Here is a 14,999-nt window from a genome sequence, read left to right on the forward strand (position 1 = left end):
ATCAGCCAGAGCGGTGCGGCATGGCTCTGCCCGAATTGATCTAGGACCAGGGCGGCACGTGGCGGACCTGGTTTTCGCACGGATGAGGGTGAGCACCGTTAAGAACTCTCCAACCGAAACTCCTGGCTTCGCGGATCGCCCAGTTCAGCCAGCGCCTCGATCGCTTCCGGACACCAGTCGTGCCAGTCCGGGTCCTGCCAGTGCTCGGTGATCAGCGCGTACAGGTGGTCGGCCGCCGAGTCGGGCGCCAAAGCGGCTAGGTACGTCGCAGCCAGGAGACGGTCGTCGAAGTAGAGATCCGCCGAAGCCAGGGCCTCGAGAACCGCCTCGGCCCGTGGATCGTCCGCTTCGGCGACCTGCTCTGCCATCCGGATGCGCACGCTTCCGTGGAGCGAGTCGTCGGCAGCGAGCTCGACATAGAGGTCGATTCCACGGGCCGTGTCTTCGTCCAGTACGCGGCTTGCCGCCAACAGGCGCGGGCTCAGGCCGGGGTGGCTGGGGTCCTCGTTGAAGTCACAGTCTGTGTCCTCGTCCCGAGCCAGTGACTCAAGCCGGTCCAGGCCGCGCTCTCGGTCGAGCACGACCAAGACCTCGGCGGCGAGCACCCGTGAGCGCGGCTCGTCTACCCACTCCTCGTCGGCCTCGTCAGGCTTCTCACTGGCCTCTGCGGCGGCATCCGCGGCAGCTCTGACGACATGGGCCCAGGAATCGCCCACAAGGACGCGTAGTGTCAACAGTTCCGCGATCAACAAGCATCCGCGGATGTTCTCTGGGACGGCGAGCCCTCGGAGCGTCTCGGGTCCGTCGATCGATGACCGGACTCCAGCGTCGAGCAGGAATCCGATGTAGGACGCGGTGTGCAGCGGAGAACTCCAGGGATTGTCGTCCTGATAGGGATTCCCCCACAGCTCGAGCTGCCGGCCGAGTTCTGCGGCGTGGCGCTCTGGGTACTGCGCGAGGTGTCGAGCGGCGCAGTACTCCTGAAGGGTCCGGTGGGCGAACTCAAGTCGGCCTGCCGGGCCGGTGAGCAACCCCGAGCGACGCAGTACCGCAACAACGAAGCGGTTCCAGTGCTCCTCGGGGACGGCCATTGGCCTTTCTCCCATGGCTATCGCCGTCAGGTCAGACGCCCAGTCCCGATCCGTACGCACCCTCCAGTCAGCTGCGAACTGGTCGATCCACTGCGGCAGTCGATCGAGGAACGCGTCGCCCCGCGTCATGGCGTCCAGGCCGAAGCGCCGCAACGTTGACTCCGCCTGCTGCCGAATTCCGACGAGGCCACTGTCTTGCATACGCGCGATCAAGGCCTCAGTGAACCGGCGATAGAGTTCCGTTCTGGTTGCTGGCAGTCTCTCGTCCGGGGCCTTCGTGTACAGCTGGCACAACATCGCTGCTAGCAGTGGACGGCTAGCGAAGCCGGACAGTCCAGCCGACTCGACTGCGACGAGGAACTGCTCAGCCTTGTCGTCGGCATCTGGAAGGCCGGCCCACGCGAACCACGCCTGCGCCGTGGCGACCAAACCGTCTCCGTCGAAGGGCAGGATTTCGTAGCGCGGAACGCCTTTTCCTGCGAGTTCCAGCTCTTGGTCGGGGAGAATCCGGCTCGCCACCACGAAACGGTGGACGCAATCGGGCTCAGCCGCCAGGAGTGCGAGCTGAGCCAGCAGTCGCTTCCTGCTCTCCTCGTCGGTGATCTCGTCCAAGCCGTCGACCAAGACCAACCAGTCGACCTCCGGCACGGGGCGTGCGCGGAAGAATTCGGCAGGCAGATCACGCATCAGTCCGTGTCCCGCCAACTCCGCCGAGGCGGCCGATGCGACGGCCCTCGGCAGTGCACCGTCCAGGATTGCCGCAGCCGGGACCAACACGGCCAGGAACGCCACGGGCTGCCCTCGGAGCAAACACCCTGCTTGCTCGGCCTGGATCGCCCGCAACAGGCTCGACTTGCCGCCGCCAGCCTCTGCCAGCACCAAGCCCACGGGGTCGTTCCCGAGGCCGACTCGGTCTCGGGTCCCGATGGCGTCCGCCGAAGCCGGTTCTGGTGTCCTGCGCAGGCGCAGCGGTGTGTAGATGCTGTCGAGCGGAGGGGTACTTGTACCGGTCAGCCCCGAATAGGGATGCTGGGTGATCGCGCGTTGGCTCGCATGCAAGAAGTCCTGGAGATACGGGTTGCTGAGCGCGAGCCAGATATCGGACAGGTTGTCGGCGGACAGTCGCCGACGCAGAACGCCGTCCCCGGGGGCTGGCTCGGTGGCATCGACGGGCGACGAAGAGCCGGCATGGCCGCGCATCGCCTCTCTGATGCGTTCCTCCAGCCTGTTGAAGAGCGAACGCACTTCCTGGACCTGGAGATGCGACCCGCGCTCGGAGAAGATCGACTCGTTGCGCAGACGCAGCTCGCCCCGAGAAGGCAGGGCCCGGACCCGAACAAGTCGGAGAAATGCCGCGATCTCATCCGAAGAGGCCTTCAGCCGTCCCGTGACCCTGTCCAGCACGCTCTGGTGCTGATCGGCCTGTCCGGAGGCCAGGAGGCGGACGTCCTCCGTCTCTTTCAGCTGCCCCTCTACGCCGACGACGAGAAGGTACGAGTGCCCGCGGCCCCGAACCGCCTGATGGGTGCGCCACAACGCTTTCAGCGCCTTGCTTCCCAGTAGGTCGCCAAGGCCCCAAGGCATTCCCGATTCACGGGACTTCACCTGCCAGAACTCCCACAGGAGGTCACCGTCCTGACCACCACGGACCCTCCGCGCCGTCAGGAAGTCTTCGAAGTGCTCGCAGGTCACGTGCGCCACGTCGTTGCCACAGAGCATGCCCAGGACTGCATGCAGGGCAGCCTGGGTCTGGAACTCGAACCGCTCGCCGGTCTTGGCACCGGTGTCGTCCGGGGCCGGCACATAAGCGAGGTCCACGGAGGCCTCGCCTCCCGGGTCGACAGGCCTTGAGGCTGTGGGCAGTTGCATGCGTACCGCGTCCGGAGCACTCATGCCGACATTCAATCCGATTTCTGCGACAGCCCATGAAGGGTCCGGGTGAAACAACGCGGCCGGTCGCCGCAGTCGCGCTGACTCGCCACTGGAGCACGGCCCCGCCGATGGTGCACCGTGCCTGGGCGACGTGCCGCATCGGTACGGGCAGACTTTGATTCGTGGTGGATACGAGCTTTGATCAGGCCTACGACCAGTGGCGCTCCGCCCTGCGGTCTCTGACCAGCGGGGTCGCCGAGTTGAGTCAATGGCAAGACCGCCGATTCAGGTTTGCCCACACCGTCGGCGCCCTCCTTACATCGGGGGCTGGCGACGAAGCGCCTCCGGTCAGGGGGCCGGTCGTCTACGGCGTCTTCCTGCATGGAACAGGTCTCGCCTACGTCGGCCAGACTCAGGAAGCCGAACGCCGTCTCCGAGACCTTCCCATCGGGGAGAGCCACCACCTAGCCAACACCGTTCCGCCGGAACTGTGGGAACGAGTGATTGTCGTGCAGTGGCCGAAGCTACTGACGCAGCTCACGGCCCCGGAGCGTACAGCGGTCGAGACGGTTGGACTGACCGTGTGCGGACTCGCGCTGGAGCACCTACTTCAGCTGCACTTTCGGCCTCCGCTCAACGCTCGACGCCGAACCCGGGACGGCGACTGGCAACTCCGCCGCGCTGAGGAGAGCCGATCTCGCGGCGCCGTTCACAGCACCTCGATCCCGCAGCTGGAGGGACTCGTACGAGCCGCCTGGACTTCCCTGAGCCAAATTCCGGATCCCCTTGATGGGTCCAGCCGCCTCTGCCTGACGGAGGGGCGGGCGGTCTTCCCCTCAGTGATCAACATGAGGTCACGGCACCCTTGAGCACCTCGCTCGAACGGCGTTCCGAGATCCCGGTTGAGGTCCGCGTCGATGGTCCAGAACACCTGGTCCTAGCTGTCCGCGGGAGTGGTCTCGCTACGTTCCCCTGAACCTTCATCCAGGCCGGAGGCCGGCACCTCGTACTGGACCTAGGCGATGGCGGTAGTTCGGTGCCGTCCGCGGTCGAGGCATCGACCGCGGGTATCCCTGTGCCGGTACAGTCGCTCACGCATCGCTCGGTATGGAGGTTCGTCTGCGCGCGAGCTGCGACACTCAGCCCATGACTCCTACAGCGTCCGAAGTGGACGTCGACGAGCACGGAGCAGTCGTTCTGCCGTTGAGCGTCCTGGCCGAGGCGGGCATTGCGGCAGGTGAGCGCCTGCTAGCCGTCGCCCAGGGCGACGGTCGGATCGTCCTACGGCGCCTTGACGACGCTGTCGACTCGTTGATGCACGGACTCCCCCTGTGAGTCCCCGAGAAGCCGCGCTGCTTGGGGACGAGCCCGTCTAACCGTCCCAGTCATCCAGCATCTCCTGGAGCCCGTCGGTCCAGGCCGGGGCCGGGATCACGTCGAAGAGCTCACGGGAGTCGATGATCGCCTTGGCGAGGGCGTGGGTCTGCCAGACAGAGCGGCTGTAGATGTACCAACGGCCGTACGTCTGGCCGACCCCACAGCCGCTCTTCCGGATCAGGTCCACGAGGAGCTCGGCACGGGCCCGGTCCGGGACGGCGCCGACCATCGGGTACTCCGCATGATGGTTACCGCCCGCGGAGCACGAGTAGAAGGTGGCAACACGGGCGGCGCTCAACGCGGTGCTGAGGCCGGCCACCCCTGGGTCGTTGTTACTGAACACGATCCCTGTGAGCTCGGCGTAGCCGATGTCGTCGGATTCCCTCAGCTCGTCCAGGAGAACCCTTACTCCGTCCGCGGCATCTGACTTCTCTGCGCGGGCCAGAAGAGATCCCTCCTCGGCCAGGCAGTCCAAGGCGTCATCCCAGCTGGGAAGCCCCATGCACTCGTACTCGTGGTGCTCGGTGAAACCCTCGACTACGTCCTCAGCGTCCAGGTCGGTTCGGAGGGCTTCGAGGTCGTAGTCGAGGTCCACGTCCACGCGGAATTCAGGGATCATGCGGCCATCGTTGTGGACAACACCGACAGGCGACAGACGTTCCACTGCTTTCCGGCCGTCGGCGGGCGCGCTACCCATCGGCAACGGCGATCAGGACCAAGGCCAGGACCCAGCAGGTCATCGCACACGCATGCGGTGCCGGCGCCTGTCGGCGGACAGGCGGGATCCACGGCTCGGAAGCGGAGTAAACTCCGCGACAACTCCCTGCATTCGGGAGGCACATGGGTGTGAATGTCCTGCGGGGGTGTACGTGGACGCTGGCGGCGACGAGGTGTACCTGCGGCCGCGCGCTCGCCTGATGAGCACCCTCGGAGAGGAACTGATCAGCAACGAGCGTGTCGCCCTCACTGAGCTGGTCAAGAACGCCTACGACGCTGACGCCAGCCTCGTGCTGATCCGCTTCATCGGCCCACTCGTCGAGGGCCAGGGTTCCATCGAGGTGTGGGACAACGGACATGGCATGTCTCCGGACACGGTGCGGGGCACGTGGCTGGAAATCGCGACCTCGTTCCGCCAACGTGCGCCCCGTAGCGAGAGCCTGGGACGACGCGTCCTCGGCGCCAAGGGCATCGGTCGCTTCTCCGCAGCTCGCCTCGCCTCGGTTACCGAACTCACCACTCGCCGTGTCGACGGCTCGGAGGTCAGCCTCCGAATCAACTGGGGTGACTTCGTCGAAGGGGAGTCGTATCTCGACCAAGTCCCCGTCAACTGGCGTGTGGGCGAACCTTCGGTCTTCGCACCTTGGGGAGAGGCAGACCTTCTGCTCGACGAGCTCCTGGAGACGTACGGCGCGGGTCCCGGAACCGCGAGCACCCGCGTCAGCAACCCCTGGGGTGGCGGCGGGTCGCCGCACGGCACCCTGATGAGGCTGAACGGGCTGCGGCAGACTTGGGACGACTACACCGTCACGCTGCTCAAGCGATCGCTCTCCAGGCTGCTGCCCCCGCCTGCTCCGACTGAGCTGAGCGCTGCTGACACGCCGGACTTCGCAATCTTCCTGGAGCTGCCTCCTGGAGAGCTCGAACACCACTCCGGATTCGTCGCCGCGAGCGAGGCCCTGGCACACCCCGACTACCGTCTGACAGGCGCAGTAGATGCCGAGGGGAAGGGCCGGTTCACGCTGTATCTCGCTTCCGAGGACACCGCGACCGAGGTGGACCTCAGACTGCCGAATGAGGCAGTGAAACCCACCTGCGGGCCCCTGGAGGTCGACATCCGGGCGTGGGACCTCGAAGCACAGTCCCTGCGTCGAATCGTAGATCTCGACGTCGGCGCGCGGAACATCACCGAGGTCCGCAAGCTCATCCGTGGCAACAGCGGTGTCGCCCTCTATCGCGACGGGTTCCGCGTCCAGCCCTTCGGCGAGCCGGGCTACGACTGGCTGGAGTTCGACCAGCGCCGTGTCAACAACCCGACCATGCGCTTCTCCAACAACCAGGTCGCTGGCTTCGTCTACATCACTGCCGACGGCAATCCTGGTCTCCAGGACCGTTCCCACCGGGAAGGGCTCATCGACAGCAAGGAGTACGAGGACCTGAAGAAGGTCCTCACGACCGCGGTGTCCGCCCTGGAGACCGAACGGTACCGAGTCCGGCACCCCCGCAAGCCGACGGCTCCAGGTGGGAGCGGGATGCGGCACTCAGGCGCTGAGGGCGAGCACGGCCACGGGGTCTTCAGCTCGTTCACGCTGGACCCTCTGCGCAAGGTGGTCGGAGAGCGCTACGCGGACGACGCCGTCCTCGGGCGCGCCCTCGACGAGGCGACCGAGACCATCAACGAGAGCGTCAAGAAGGTCCAGGAGATTCTCTCCCAGTTCTCCCGACTTGCGACGCTCGGAACGCTTGTGGACGTCGTCCTGCATGACGGTCGCTCTGCCCTGACGCGCATAGCCTACGTCCTCCAAGAGCTGGACTACCTGGTCGAGGGCCTCCCCACAGAACATGCCTCCCTGAGGCAGGAGCTTCGCAGCATCCATGCAGACTTCGCCTCGCAGGAGAAGGCGCTGGACCGGCTGTTCACACGGATACAGCCGCTCAGCGGGCGGCGTCGAGGACGTCCTCGGCAGATCTCGTTGCAGGAGACGATCCGCGAAGCCGTCTCCGTGTACGAGGGCGAGGTCAAGAAGCTGAACGTCGACCTCTCTGTTGGGGGCCAGGACGTCGTGGTCACCATGGACCCCGGCGACGTCAACCAGGTGATCGTGAACCTCGTCGGCAACGCTCTCTTCTGGCTCTCCACCCAGGAGGACAACGACGAGCGCCGGGTACAGATCGACACGGGACGCCTGCCGGACGGCTCCGTTGAGATCACGGTCAGCGACAGCGGGCCGGGAGTCCGTGAGGAGATCAGAGACCTGATCTTCGACACGTACTTCAGTGACAAGGAAGACGGAATCGGCCTGGGACTGAGTATCGCCGGGAGCGTCGTCCAGGACTTCTACGACGGGCACCTCGCGTTGATGTCCGAAGGACCACTCCCTGGGGCGTGCTTCAGGGCCACACTGAGAAGGAGTGTCGGGTGACTACGGGGGAGTCGGTGTTGCGCCTGCTCATCGTGGATGACGAGCACGATTTGGCGGCACAGCTCGAGAAGATGCTGAAGAGGAAGCTGAGCGACCTCGGATCGATCCAGTGTGAGATCGAGGAAAGCTTCGACGACGCAGAGGCACGACTCAGGGACGAGCACTTCGATCTGGTCATCCTCGACGTCCGCGACAGCTCTGGCCAGAGCACCGCGACCGACAGCCTCACTCGGGGAAGGGCCCTCTACGAGAGGGTTGCCGGGATCCGATGGGTTCCCGTCGTCTTCTGCACTGCCGTGCCCGGACAGGTCGAGGACCTGGCGGCTCCGCCGCTCATCCAGGTCGTCGCGAAGAACCGCCTGGACGAGGTCACGCAGGCTGTGCGCGACGGGCTCACTTGTGGAGTGCCGGCCCTTACCCGGCTCATCAGCGACCTGTTGAACCGCCAGCTCAGCATTTTCCTCCGGGACGTCATCGCGCCGAACTGGGAGCAGATGGCGACGACGGACATGAGCGAGACTGCGCTCGTGCTGGTGCACAGGCTGTCAGCGTGGTTGAAGGAGAGCGCCGTCCAGGAGCTGGACGGCGTCATCGGAAGCGGCGGGGGAAGTGTGGTCACACACTCGTCCGCGGCTCGGGTCTACCTCAACCCCCCGGTCACCCCCCACCTGACGGCCGCCGACCTGATCACCACGGACGAGGGCCATTGGTGGTTGGTACTGACCCCGGCCTGCGACCTGTACGAGGACCAGGTTGTCGCGGAAGGCGCCAGCGGCCGACAGGCGAAGGTCGAGTTCGTGCGACTTGCGCGCGCTGCCCAGATCAGGGAGTCCGCTCCGTTCAAGACCTGGGACAACGCCCGGAACAAAAAGAACCAGCAGGCGCTGCACAGGATCTTCAGGACTGATCACAACCGGTACCGGGTCCTGCCGAAGTACCTGAACATCCCGGACTTGGTGGTCGACTTCGAGGACGTGAGCTCCGTCCCGTTGGCTGACATCCGTCGCCACCTCGGGTCAGGCGCATGGAAGCGCGTCGCGACTCTGGACAGCCCGTTCGCAGAGGCGTTTCTGACAGCGCACAGCCGCACGGTCGGTCGTATCGGCACGCCCGACATCGACTTCACCGGCCTCGCAAACCTCCTCACCGCTGAGCCGGCGCCAGCGACACCAGCGGTTCCCCATGCACGACCGGGCGTCACCGAGACCCAGTCGGCACCGACGTCGTAGGACGCGTGCAGGCGGCTGCGACCTTACGGGCAGCCGCCTCTACGTCCCGCCGGACCTCGCACTCCCATACCCGTACGACCACCCATCCCGCCGCCTCGGCAGCGGCCGTGTTGCGCAGGTCGCGGGACCGGTTCGCCGCGATCTTCTCGGCCCAACGCTCCGCGTTGGGGCCGCGGAAGGTACTGGGGCCATGGGCCGGGCAGCCGTGCCAGAAGCAGCCGTCGACGAAGACAGCCACGCTGTGCCGCGGCAGGACGAAGTCGGCGGTGCACCTCTGGGCCACCTTGCGCTGCAGACGGAAGCGGAGCCCGAGTCGGTGCACAGCACGTCGTAGGGCGATTTCGGGACTTGTGTCCCGGGAACGCCGCCCCTTCAGGTGCGCGCTCTTGTCGGTGCTCACCCAGCCTGTCACGCGACCTCCTGACAGCCCGCCGACCTGGTCACTGCAGGTCCTGCAACGGAGGAACCTACGGCCTGAAGCCGAGCCCCAACGCCTCGTTCCGGGTGTGAAGCGCCTGGGACGCCTGGGTCGCAGGCACCTTCTCGTCGAGTTCCCTGCGCCGGCCCACCGCTTGGACCAGTTGCCGTTGCCACGGGTCCAGGTTATGCGTCTCCTTCGCCCAGCGTGCGATCGCGAACCACTCGTCGACAGGAACAGCGAGAAGCTCCGCCTCTGTCCCTTCCGTGACCACGTCGCTTCCAGCAGACAGGCTCGTCGCGTGCAGCGGAGCGTCCCGGAGCTCGGCTTCCAGTTCCTCGGGCACCGTCCATGACACCCGGGAGACCGCGTCCCAGCAGTCTCCCTTCTTCGCCCACTCGCCGACGTTGTTGCCGCGCAGCGGCCTGAGCGCCGCCTCCATGACCAAGGGGCAGAGGGAGTCGATCGCCCGCTCCAGGGCCGACGAGACCCGCTGCTCGTGCCAGATCCGGTCCAGGTCGATACGTCGGTCGACAGCGAGCGACAGCCTGGCCATCGTGTACGTCGTGACCAGGCTCTTGTGACTGGCCGCCTTGTGGAGGCCCGCGATTCGGTCGACGGCCTTGAAGAGGATCGCCATCGCGATGACTCGCCTGCAGTACTGGACGTCGACCTTGGGGGGATCGTCGGCAAGCCGGATCGTGAACTCCACGAAGTTCTTCTGAGCCCCTCGACCCACCAAGTGGGGCAGCTGCTCCCAGGAGTGCACGTACTTGGCCAGATCGGCCTTGGTGAACTTCTGCTTTAGGGGGTTGATCTGCTTGAACTTCTTCTGGCGCGCGGGAGTCTGGGCCTTCGTCAGTTCGTCGGTGTACTGCCCCCGGGCCCTTTCGTAGAACCAGTGCGTCTCCTGGCTGCTGCCCTCGGCGGCAGGAGCCCAAAGGGAGCGGGTGTAGCGCTGCACGTCCACGTGGTAGGCGTCGTTGGAGCTGAAGTCGACCTGGGTCACCCTGTTCTGCGTGTTCGAGTACTCCGAGATCCGCTTGACGATGTCCGTCAGGCGCTCCGGCGCGACCTTGGTCAGTTTCATCTGGACCTGTACCTGGGACAGGTCGGCTCGGTCACGTGCCCGTGCGTAGTACAGCGAGGCAGTGGTCTGCCCCCCGTTGACGATCTGGAGGCCCTGGACCCCGCTCACGTGAGTCGGCCGGCCCTCGGGGTCCAGGACGAACTGGACCTCCGTCGCGGTGGCCGTGATGCCGTTGTTGTAGGCCAGGAAGCGGCCGGGCGCCTTGAGGATGGTCTCCCGGATGCCGCGGTTGACGTTCCCCCGCGCCTGGAGGAACGAACGGACGTTGAGTTCGAGCAGTCGCGTCCAGTGCGACTCGTAGAGGTCGGCCAGTGTGCTGCCGGGAATCACTCCGAGCACGACCGAGTGGTCGGGCTCGTCGCTCGGAGTGAGCACGCACGGAAGCGGCGGGTCGAAGTCGACCATGATGGGTTCCGCGAGCGACCCGGACGTCTCGTTCCGGTGCAGCCGTGCGAGGTCCCACACCTCACGGCTCACCGGCAGGCCGTCGAAGTCGGTCGGCGGAACTTCGGAGGCGGTGCAGATCCTGTTCGTGAGGTAGAAGAGGCGGATCCGGGCTACCTCGCTCAGCGCCTTGTCCACCGCTTCGCACATGTCGTGCACGTCGGAGGACTCGTCGATGTACTGCTTCAGACCCTCCCGGCAGCGCCTGGCGAAGCCCAGGAGCCGCTTGAAGGCCGCGTCCATCTGCGCCTTGGTCGCTTTGCGGTCCAGCGGCGCGAGATCGAACTCCGTGACGAACAGGTCCAGCGTGGTGCCGTCCGTGCTGACACCGTAGCCGTAGACCTCGAACCCCCGCCCGGAGTGGTACGCCGTGAAGGGGTTCTCCAGCACCCCCGCCTGCTCCAGGTCGTAGAGGACGCGAGCGGTGAAGACCGCCGGATGGGTCGTCGAACCCTCCGCCTCCGCCGTCGCCTGCACGTCCGCGACGAGGCTCCTTGCGTACTCGGACAGGTCCTGCTCAGCCATCGTTTCCCCCGGTCAGCGCCGCGACTTCGTCGTCTGTGGCTCGGTACTGTTCCAGATTGCCGACCGCCACGTGGTAGCGGCAGTCGCTGACCCCTTCGGGCAGGTCGGACTCGACCAGCCGGGGAAATCCGGCCCGCACGTGCCAGAAGCGTATGTCACGCAGGGTGTATCGGTGTTCGTCGTACAGCTCACGCTGTCCCGGCAGGTAGCCGGCCCGTGTGAGCAGCCCGTCGAACCGCGCCCGAGCCGTGGAGCTCGTGAGCCTGTGGCGGATGCTGTCGACCACTTGGTTGAGGCTCTGCCCCGTGCCGCCCTGCCGCTCGTCCAACGTGACCAGGCAGAGCAGCATGGCAGGTACCCCGGTCCCGTCGAGCTGCCTCTCGCTCGCGATCAGCAGCGTCTGTGGACGCTTCGCCGTGCTGGTCTTCACCTCCAGCGCGGCGCGGGGCAGTTGGAAGTCCTGGTTCGAACCTCCAGGGCCGGTCCATGCCTCGACCGCTTCCAGGTCCGAGAGCCCGTCGAGGAGTCTGTCTCTCAGGACGACGAGTTCGCCGACAAGGCCACGACGGACCTCTGCCGTCAGTCCCGTACTGCCCACGGTCCGAAGCAGGTCCTGCCAACGCTCATAACGCTCGACCGCCGAGGACAGCGCCCCGGCAGCGTCGGCGGCGAGGCCCGCCGTCTCTGCCACGTCGGCGACCAACGGGTTGAACACCTCCCGGAGTTCGTCCGCCTTGAGTACGAGCCTGAGTTCGTACTCAACGCGGGAGACGGCGTTGAGCTGGATCTCGATCCCCGCAGTCCGCGAAAGGTGCTGGACCGTCCGTACGACGTGTCCCGCCGAATGTGCGTCGGCCGAGATGACCAGCATCCGGTCGCCGTCCGGATGGCCTACCGACAGGTGTATGTCGACCGGCGAGTTGGGATACAGCCGGCGCAAGGAGCGCCCCGGCGCGACCTGCGGTACCTCGAGCTCGCTCCAGTCCTCTTCCGTGACGCTCACTCCCCGTCCTCCCCCGCGTCGAGCGGGTAGATGTCCTCCTGCAGGTAGATGCCGTTCGCCATGTACTCCGTACGAACGTGGCGCTCGGACTCGGGGAAGCTCACCTGGAAGCCGACGAGATAGGTCGGCGTGCTCGTCTCGCTGCCTGCTTCGGCGGCCACGATGATCGGGTAGAGCAGCAGAAGTGCCTGACCAGGATCCCGCTGACGACGCAGGTAGACCCCGGAGGGCTCCTTCGGCTCCTTGGGCCGCTCCTTGAGTCGTGCCTCGGCCTTGGTCTCCTCCAGCGCGGCCCGGACCTGCCTGTCGTCCAGGCCGAGCTGCTCGTCGACAGGGCTGAGCACGCGTCGGATGGTGTACCGGCCCTCGCTGCGGAAGTCGTCGTTCAGGGCGCCCCGTCGCACCGGTCCCACCTCGTGGCCCCCGACGAACAGGGTGGACGTGGCCTGGGAGCTGCTCACGAGTGCGACGGTCCAGCTGCCCAGCTCGCCGTTCCGGGCGCACTGCTCGATGTAGTCCGCGATCAGACGCGGACGTACGCGCTGCGCCATCCGGTCGGCCCGGTAGCCGGCCAGGAAGGCGGCTACGTGGTCCGGGCTGATGCCGGCCCATGTCACGGTCCCGCTCCGGCCGTCGACCTCAGGAGCACGGAGGGCGTCGAGCTGCCTGACGAGCTGCTCAAGGGACTGGAGGTTGTGGCGCACTGCCTGGGTACCGAGATCGAAGATGACGGTCTCTGGCCCCTCCCCCGAGTAACTGAGCAGCACACGCTTGCCGTTGCTCATCTTGTTGGCGGCGGTGACCATGAGGCCCAGAGAGGAGGCGCGGACCTTGAGGCCGAACTCCCGAGGGGTGAGCCCGAGGGTGGACATCTCCTCCACTTCGCGCCGGAGTTCGTCCGCAGCCGACGTGACCTCGACGTATGCCGCCTGCACCTCGGTGGTGGTGTACAGACGACAGAGGTCCTCGAAGCCGGGTCGGTACCCGAACCACCTGCCCATCTGCAAGAGGCTGTCGTACGTGTTCGCCCACCGGAGGTAGTAGCTCACAGTGAGCCCCTCCAGGGTGAGGCCCCGGGAGAGCTTCTGGCCACCGATGGCGATCACTGACAGGCCGATCCTCCTGTGCTCGTGGTAGTCGAGCACGTCCTGGGAGGTGCCGTTGATCGACTTCACAATGATCTTCTTCAGTGCGTCCGAGAGCTCTGCCTCCACCTTCTCCCAGGTCAGGGGCAGCGCCTCGTCAGCAGCGAAGCAGTCCGTAGTAGGCTCGAAGTCCGTCTCCCACAGCTGGCGGAACTCCGCCAGCAACTCGGCACCGCGGCCGTAGCGGTCGCGCAGGACGTCACGGAGATGACGCAGGAGGTCGTCCACCTGTTCGTGGACCTGTCCTTGTACCCGCGTGAAGCGGGTCACGTGCACCAGCATCGAGTTGTGCACTCGGGCTTGGCCTCGCGCACGCCGCGCGGCACAGGCCAGGACGAACGCCATCACCGCCTCCCGGAGAGACGCCGGCGGCTCCCCCTTCGCGTTCGCACTGGCCTTGTGCTTCAGGGGAAGCCAGCTCTCCGCATCCCGAACGTGCCGGACCAGGGGCAGCGGCGCGATGTCCGGCTCGTCGTCGTCCGCGACCCGGAGCCCGAAAACCCGTTCAGGGCCGAGGTAGTTGGACGGGGGGGAAAGGCTGCGGATGAAGCTCTCGGGAAAGAGGTCCTCGCCGGCCTTCTCGTGCTCTGCGTCGGGGTCGATGTAGATGTTGGCGAAGGGTGTCGCCGTATAGCCGACGTAGGCCGACTTCTCGAACGAGTTGAGCAGCTCGCGGATCGCCTGGTTCGTCTTCGTCGGGTCGGCGTCCGGATCCTTCACGGTGTTGATCGAAGCGTTGTCTGCCTCGTCGTCGATCACCAGGAGCGGGATGTCCTGGACGATCCTTCCCCCGTCGGCGAGCTCGGTCCCCTGCACGTCGACTGCCCAGTTCCGCAGGTACTCCAGGATGCGCCAGTGCTTCTTCACCACGAGGACCACGGGGAAGCGACCGAGCGGGAAGTTGATGGTCGCCGCGGCCTTCCGCCCGAAGTCCCCGTCCTCGCGGCTGTTGGTCGGAGAGGCGATGTCCAGCCTCTTGCGCCCCTGGAGCGGCATGCGTCCGGCGCCCATGGCGCGCATCCGTCCAGGCTCGTTGGCCCGCATCTGGTACTGCGTGTTGAAGCCCAGGAGGCCCTCGTCTATACGGAGCTGCGTCTGGCTGCGCAGGTCGTTGTGGATGCCCGCAAGCACGACGATGAACTGGTAGCCGGCGTCGACCGCCTTGGCTCCAAGTCCGATGTACTGGCCCGTCTTGCCGGACTGGACCTGCCCGATCACAAGACCCCTTCGTCGCCAGGGTCCTTGGCGACGCGGGTCCTCCAACTGGCCGAGGACGTCGTCAGTCGTCTGGTCCAGCCGGTGCACCACCGAGAGGGGGAGCTTCTTCACGTCCTCAAGGAACCAGCGGTACCGCTCCCAGAAGTCCCAGGAGCGGTCCACCTTCGCTTCCTGCAGCCACGCCTCGTGCCCCTTCGGGTCCGACAGTCCCAGGGACCGCTCCTGGAACACGGTGACCAGGGTCTCGACCTCCTTGAGCAGTTCGGCGCGGTCCAGTTGCTCGCCCCTGCCTGCCAACATGCCGAAGACCATGTTGACCGCGTCCTCGACCTCGTCCTGGGTCGGCTGCCGACCGTGCTCCAGGAAGCCGCGCACGAGCCGTATGGCCCGGCTGAGGGGCTCGTCAGGAGAGTCACCCATGGTCGGCCTCCAGATCGGTCGAATGAT

9 protein-coding genes are annotated in these 14,999 nt (G+C 66.2%); 3 read left to right on the forward strand and 6 right to left on the reverse strand.

Features of this window, described 5'->3' with window-relative positions; translation table 11 throughout:
• Nucleotides 1-98: 98 nt before the first annotated feature.
• On the reverse strand, nucleotides 99-2,909 hold the full coding sequence (locus tag ABH928_RS14545; RefSeq protein WP_370066144.1) for a dsDNA nuclease domain-containing protein: 2,811 nt from the start codon (nucleotides 2,907-2,909) through the stop codon (nucleotides 99-101).
• Between the two features lie 1,200 nt (nucleotides 2,910-4,109).
• On the opposite strand from ABH928_RS14545, the gene ABH928_RS14550 reads away from it, so the two are divergent.
• Nucleotides 4,110-4,298, forward strand: a complete 189-nt coding sequence (locus tag ABH928_RS14550; protein WP_370066146.1) for an AbrB/MazE/SpoVT family DNA-binding domain-containing protein — start codon at nucleotides 4,110-4,112, stop codon at nucleotides 4,296-4,298.
• Between the two features lie 37 nt (nucleotides 4,299-4,335).
• Here ABH928_RS14550 and ABH928_RS14555 read toward each other — a convergent pair whose 3' ends face one another.
• Nucleotides 4,336-4,959: a hypothetical protein gene (locus tag ABH928_RS14555; protein ID WP_370066148.1), complete on the reverse strand. Its 624-nt coding sequence runs from the start codon at nucleotides 4,957-4,959 to the stop codon at nucleotides 4,336-4,338.
• A 244-nt stretch (nucleotides 4,960-5,203) separates the two neighbouring features.
• On the opposite strand from ABH928_RS14555, the gene ABH928_RS14560 reads away from it, so the two are divergent.
• Nucleotides 5,204-7,480, forward strand: a complete 2,277-nt coding sequence (locus ABH928_RS14560; protein WP_370066151.1) for an ATP-binding protein — start codon at nucleotides 5,204-5,206, stop codon at nucleotides 7,478-7,480.
• A complete protein-coding gene (locus ABH928_RS14565) occupies nucleotides 7,477-8,709 on the forward strand; it encodes a hypothetical protein (protein WP_370066153.1) in 1,233 nt (410 codons plus the stop codon). The genes ABH928_RS14560 and ABH928_RS14565 overlap by 4 nt, the downstream gene beginning before the upstream one ends.
• Here ABH928_RS14565 and ABH928_RS14570 read toward each other — a convergent pair.
• Genes ABH928_RS14570 through ABH928_RS14585 form a run of 4 tightly spaced genes read right to left on the reverse strand, consistent with a single transcriptional unit; the run spans nucleotide 8,678 to nucleotide 14,972 of the window.
• A complete protein-coding gene (locus ABH928_RS14570) occupies nucleotides 8,678-9,121 on the reverse strand; it encodes a very short patch repair endonuclease (protein WP_370066155.1) in 444 nt (147 codons plus the stop codon). The two genes, ABH928_RS14565 and ABH928_RS14570, sit on opposite strands and share 32 nt — an antisense overlap.
• A gap of 55 nt (nucleotides 9,122-9,176) precedes the next feature.
• Nucleotides 9,177-11,186, reverse strand: a complete 2,010-nt coding sequence (locus ABH928_RS14575; RefSeq protein ID WP_370066157.1) for an AIPR family protein — start codon at nucleotides 11,184-11,186, stop codon at nucleotides 9,177-9,179.
• Nucleotides 11,179-12,189 (reverse strand): PD-(D/E)XK motif protein, encoded by a 1,011-nt coding sequence (locus ABH928_RS14580; protein ID WP_370066159.1) that lies wholly within the window; start codon nucleotides 12,187-12,189, stop codon nucleotides 11,179-11,181. The genes ABH928_RS14575 and ABH928_RS14580 overlap by 8 nt, the downstream gene beginning before the upstream one ends.
• The gene (locus tag ABH928_RS14585; protein WP_370066161.1) at nucleotides 12,186-14,972 is read right to left on the reverse strand and encodes a Z1 domain-containing protein; all 2,787 of its coding nucleotides are present in this window, start codon (nucleotides 14,970-14,972) and stop codon (nucleotides 12,186-12,188) included. Before ABH928_RS14585 ends, ABH928_RS14580 begins: the two co-directional genes overlap by 4 nt.
• Nucleotides 14,973-14,999 lie beyond the last annotated feature (27 nt).

Origin of the sequence: Streptacidiphilus sp. MAP5-3 (assembly GCF_041262505.1) — a bacterium.
In the GTDB taxonomy this organism is placed as follows: Bacteria; Actinomycetota; Actinomycetes; order Streptomycetales; family Streptomycetaceae; genus Streptacidiphilus.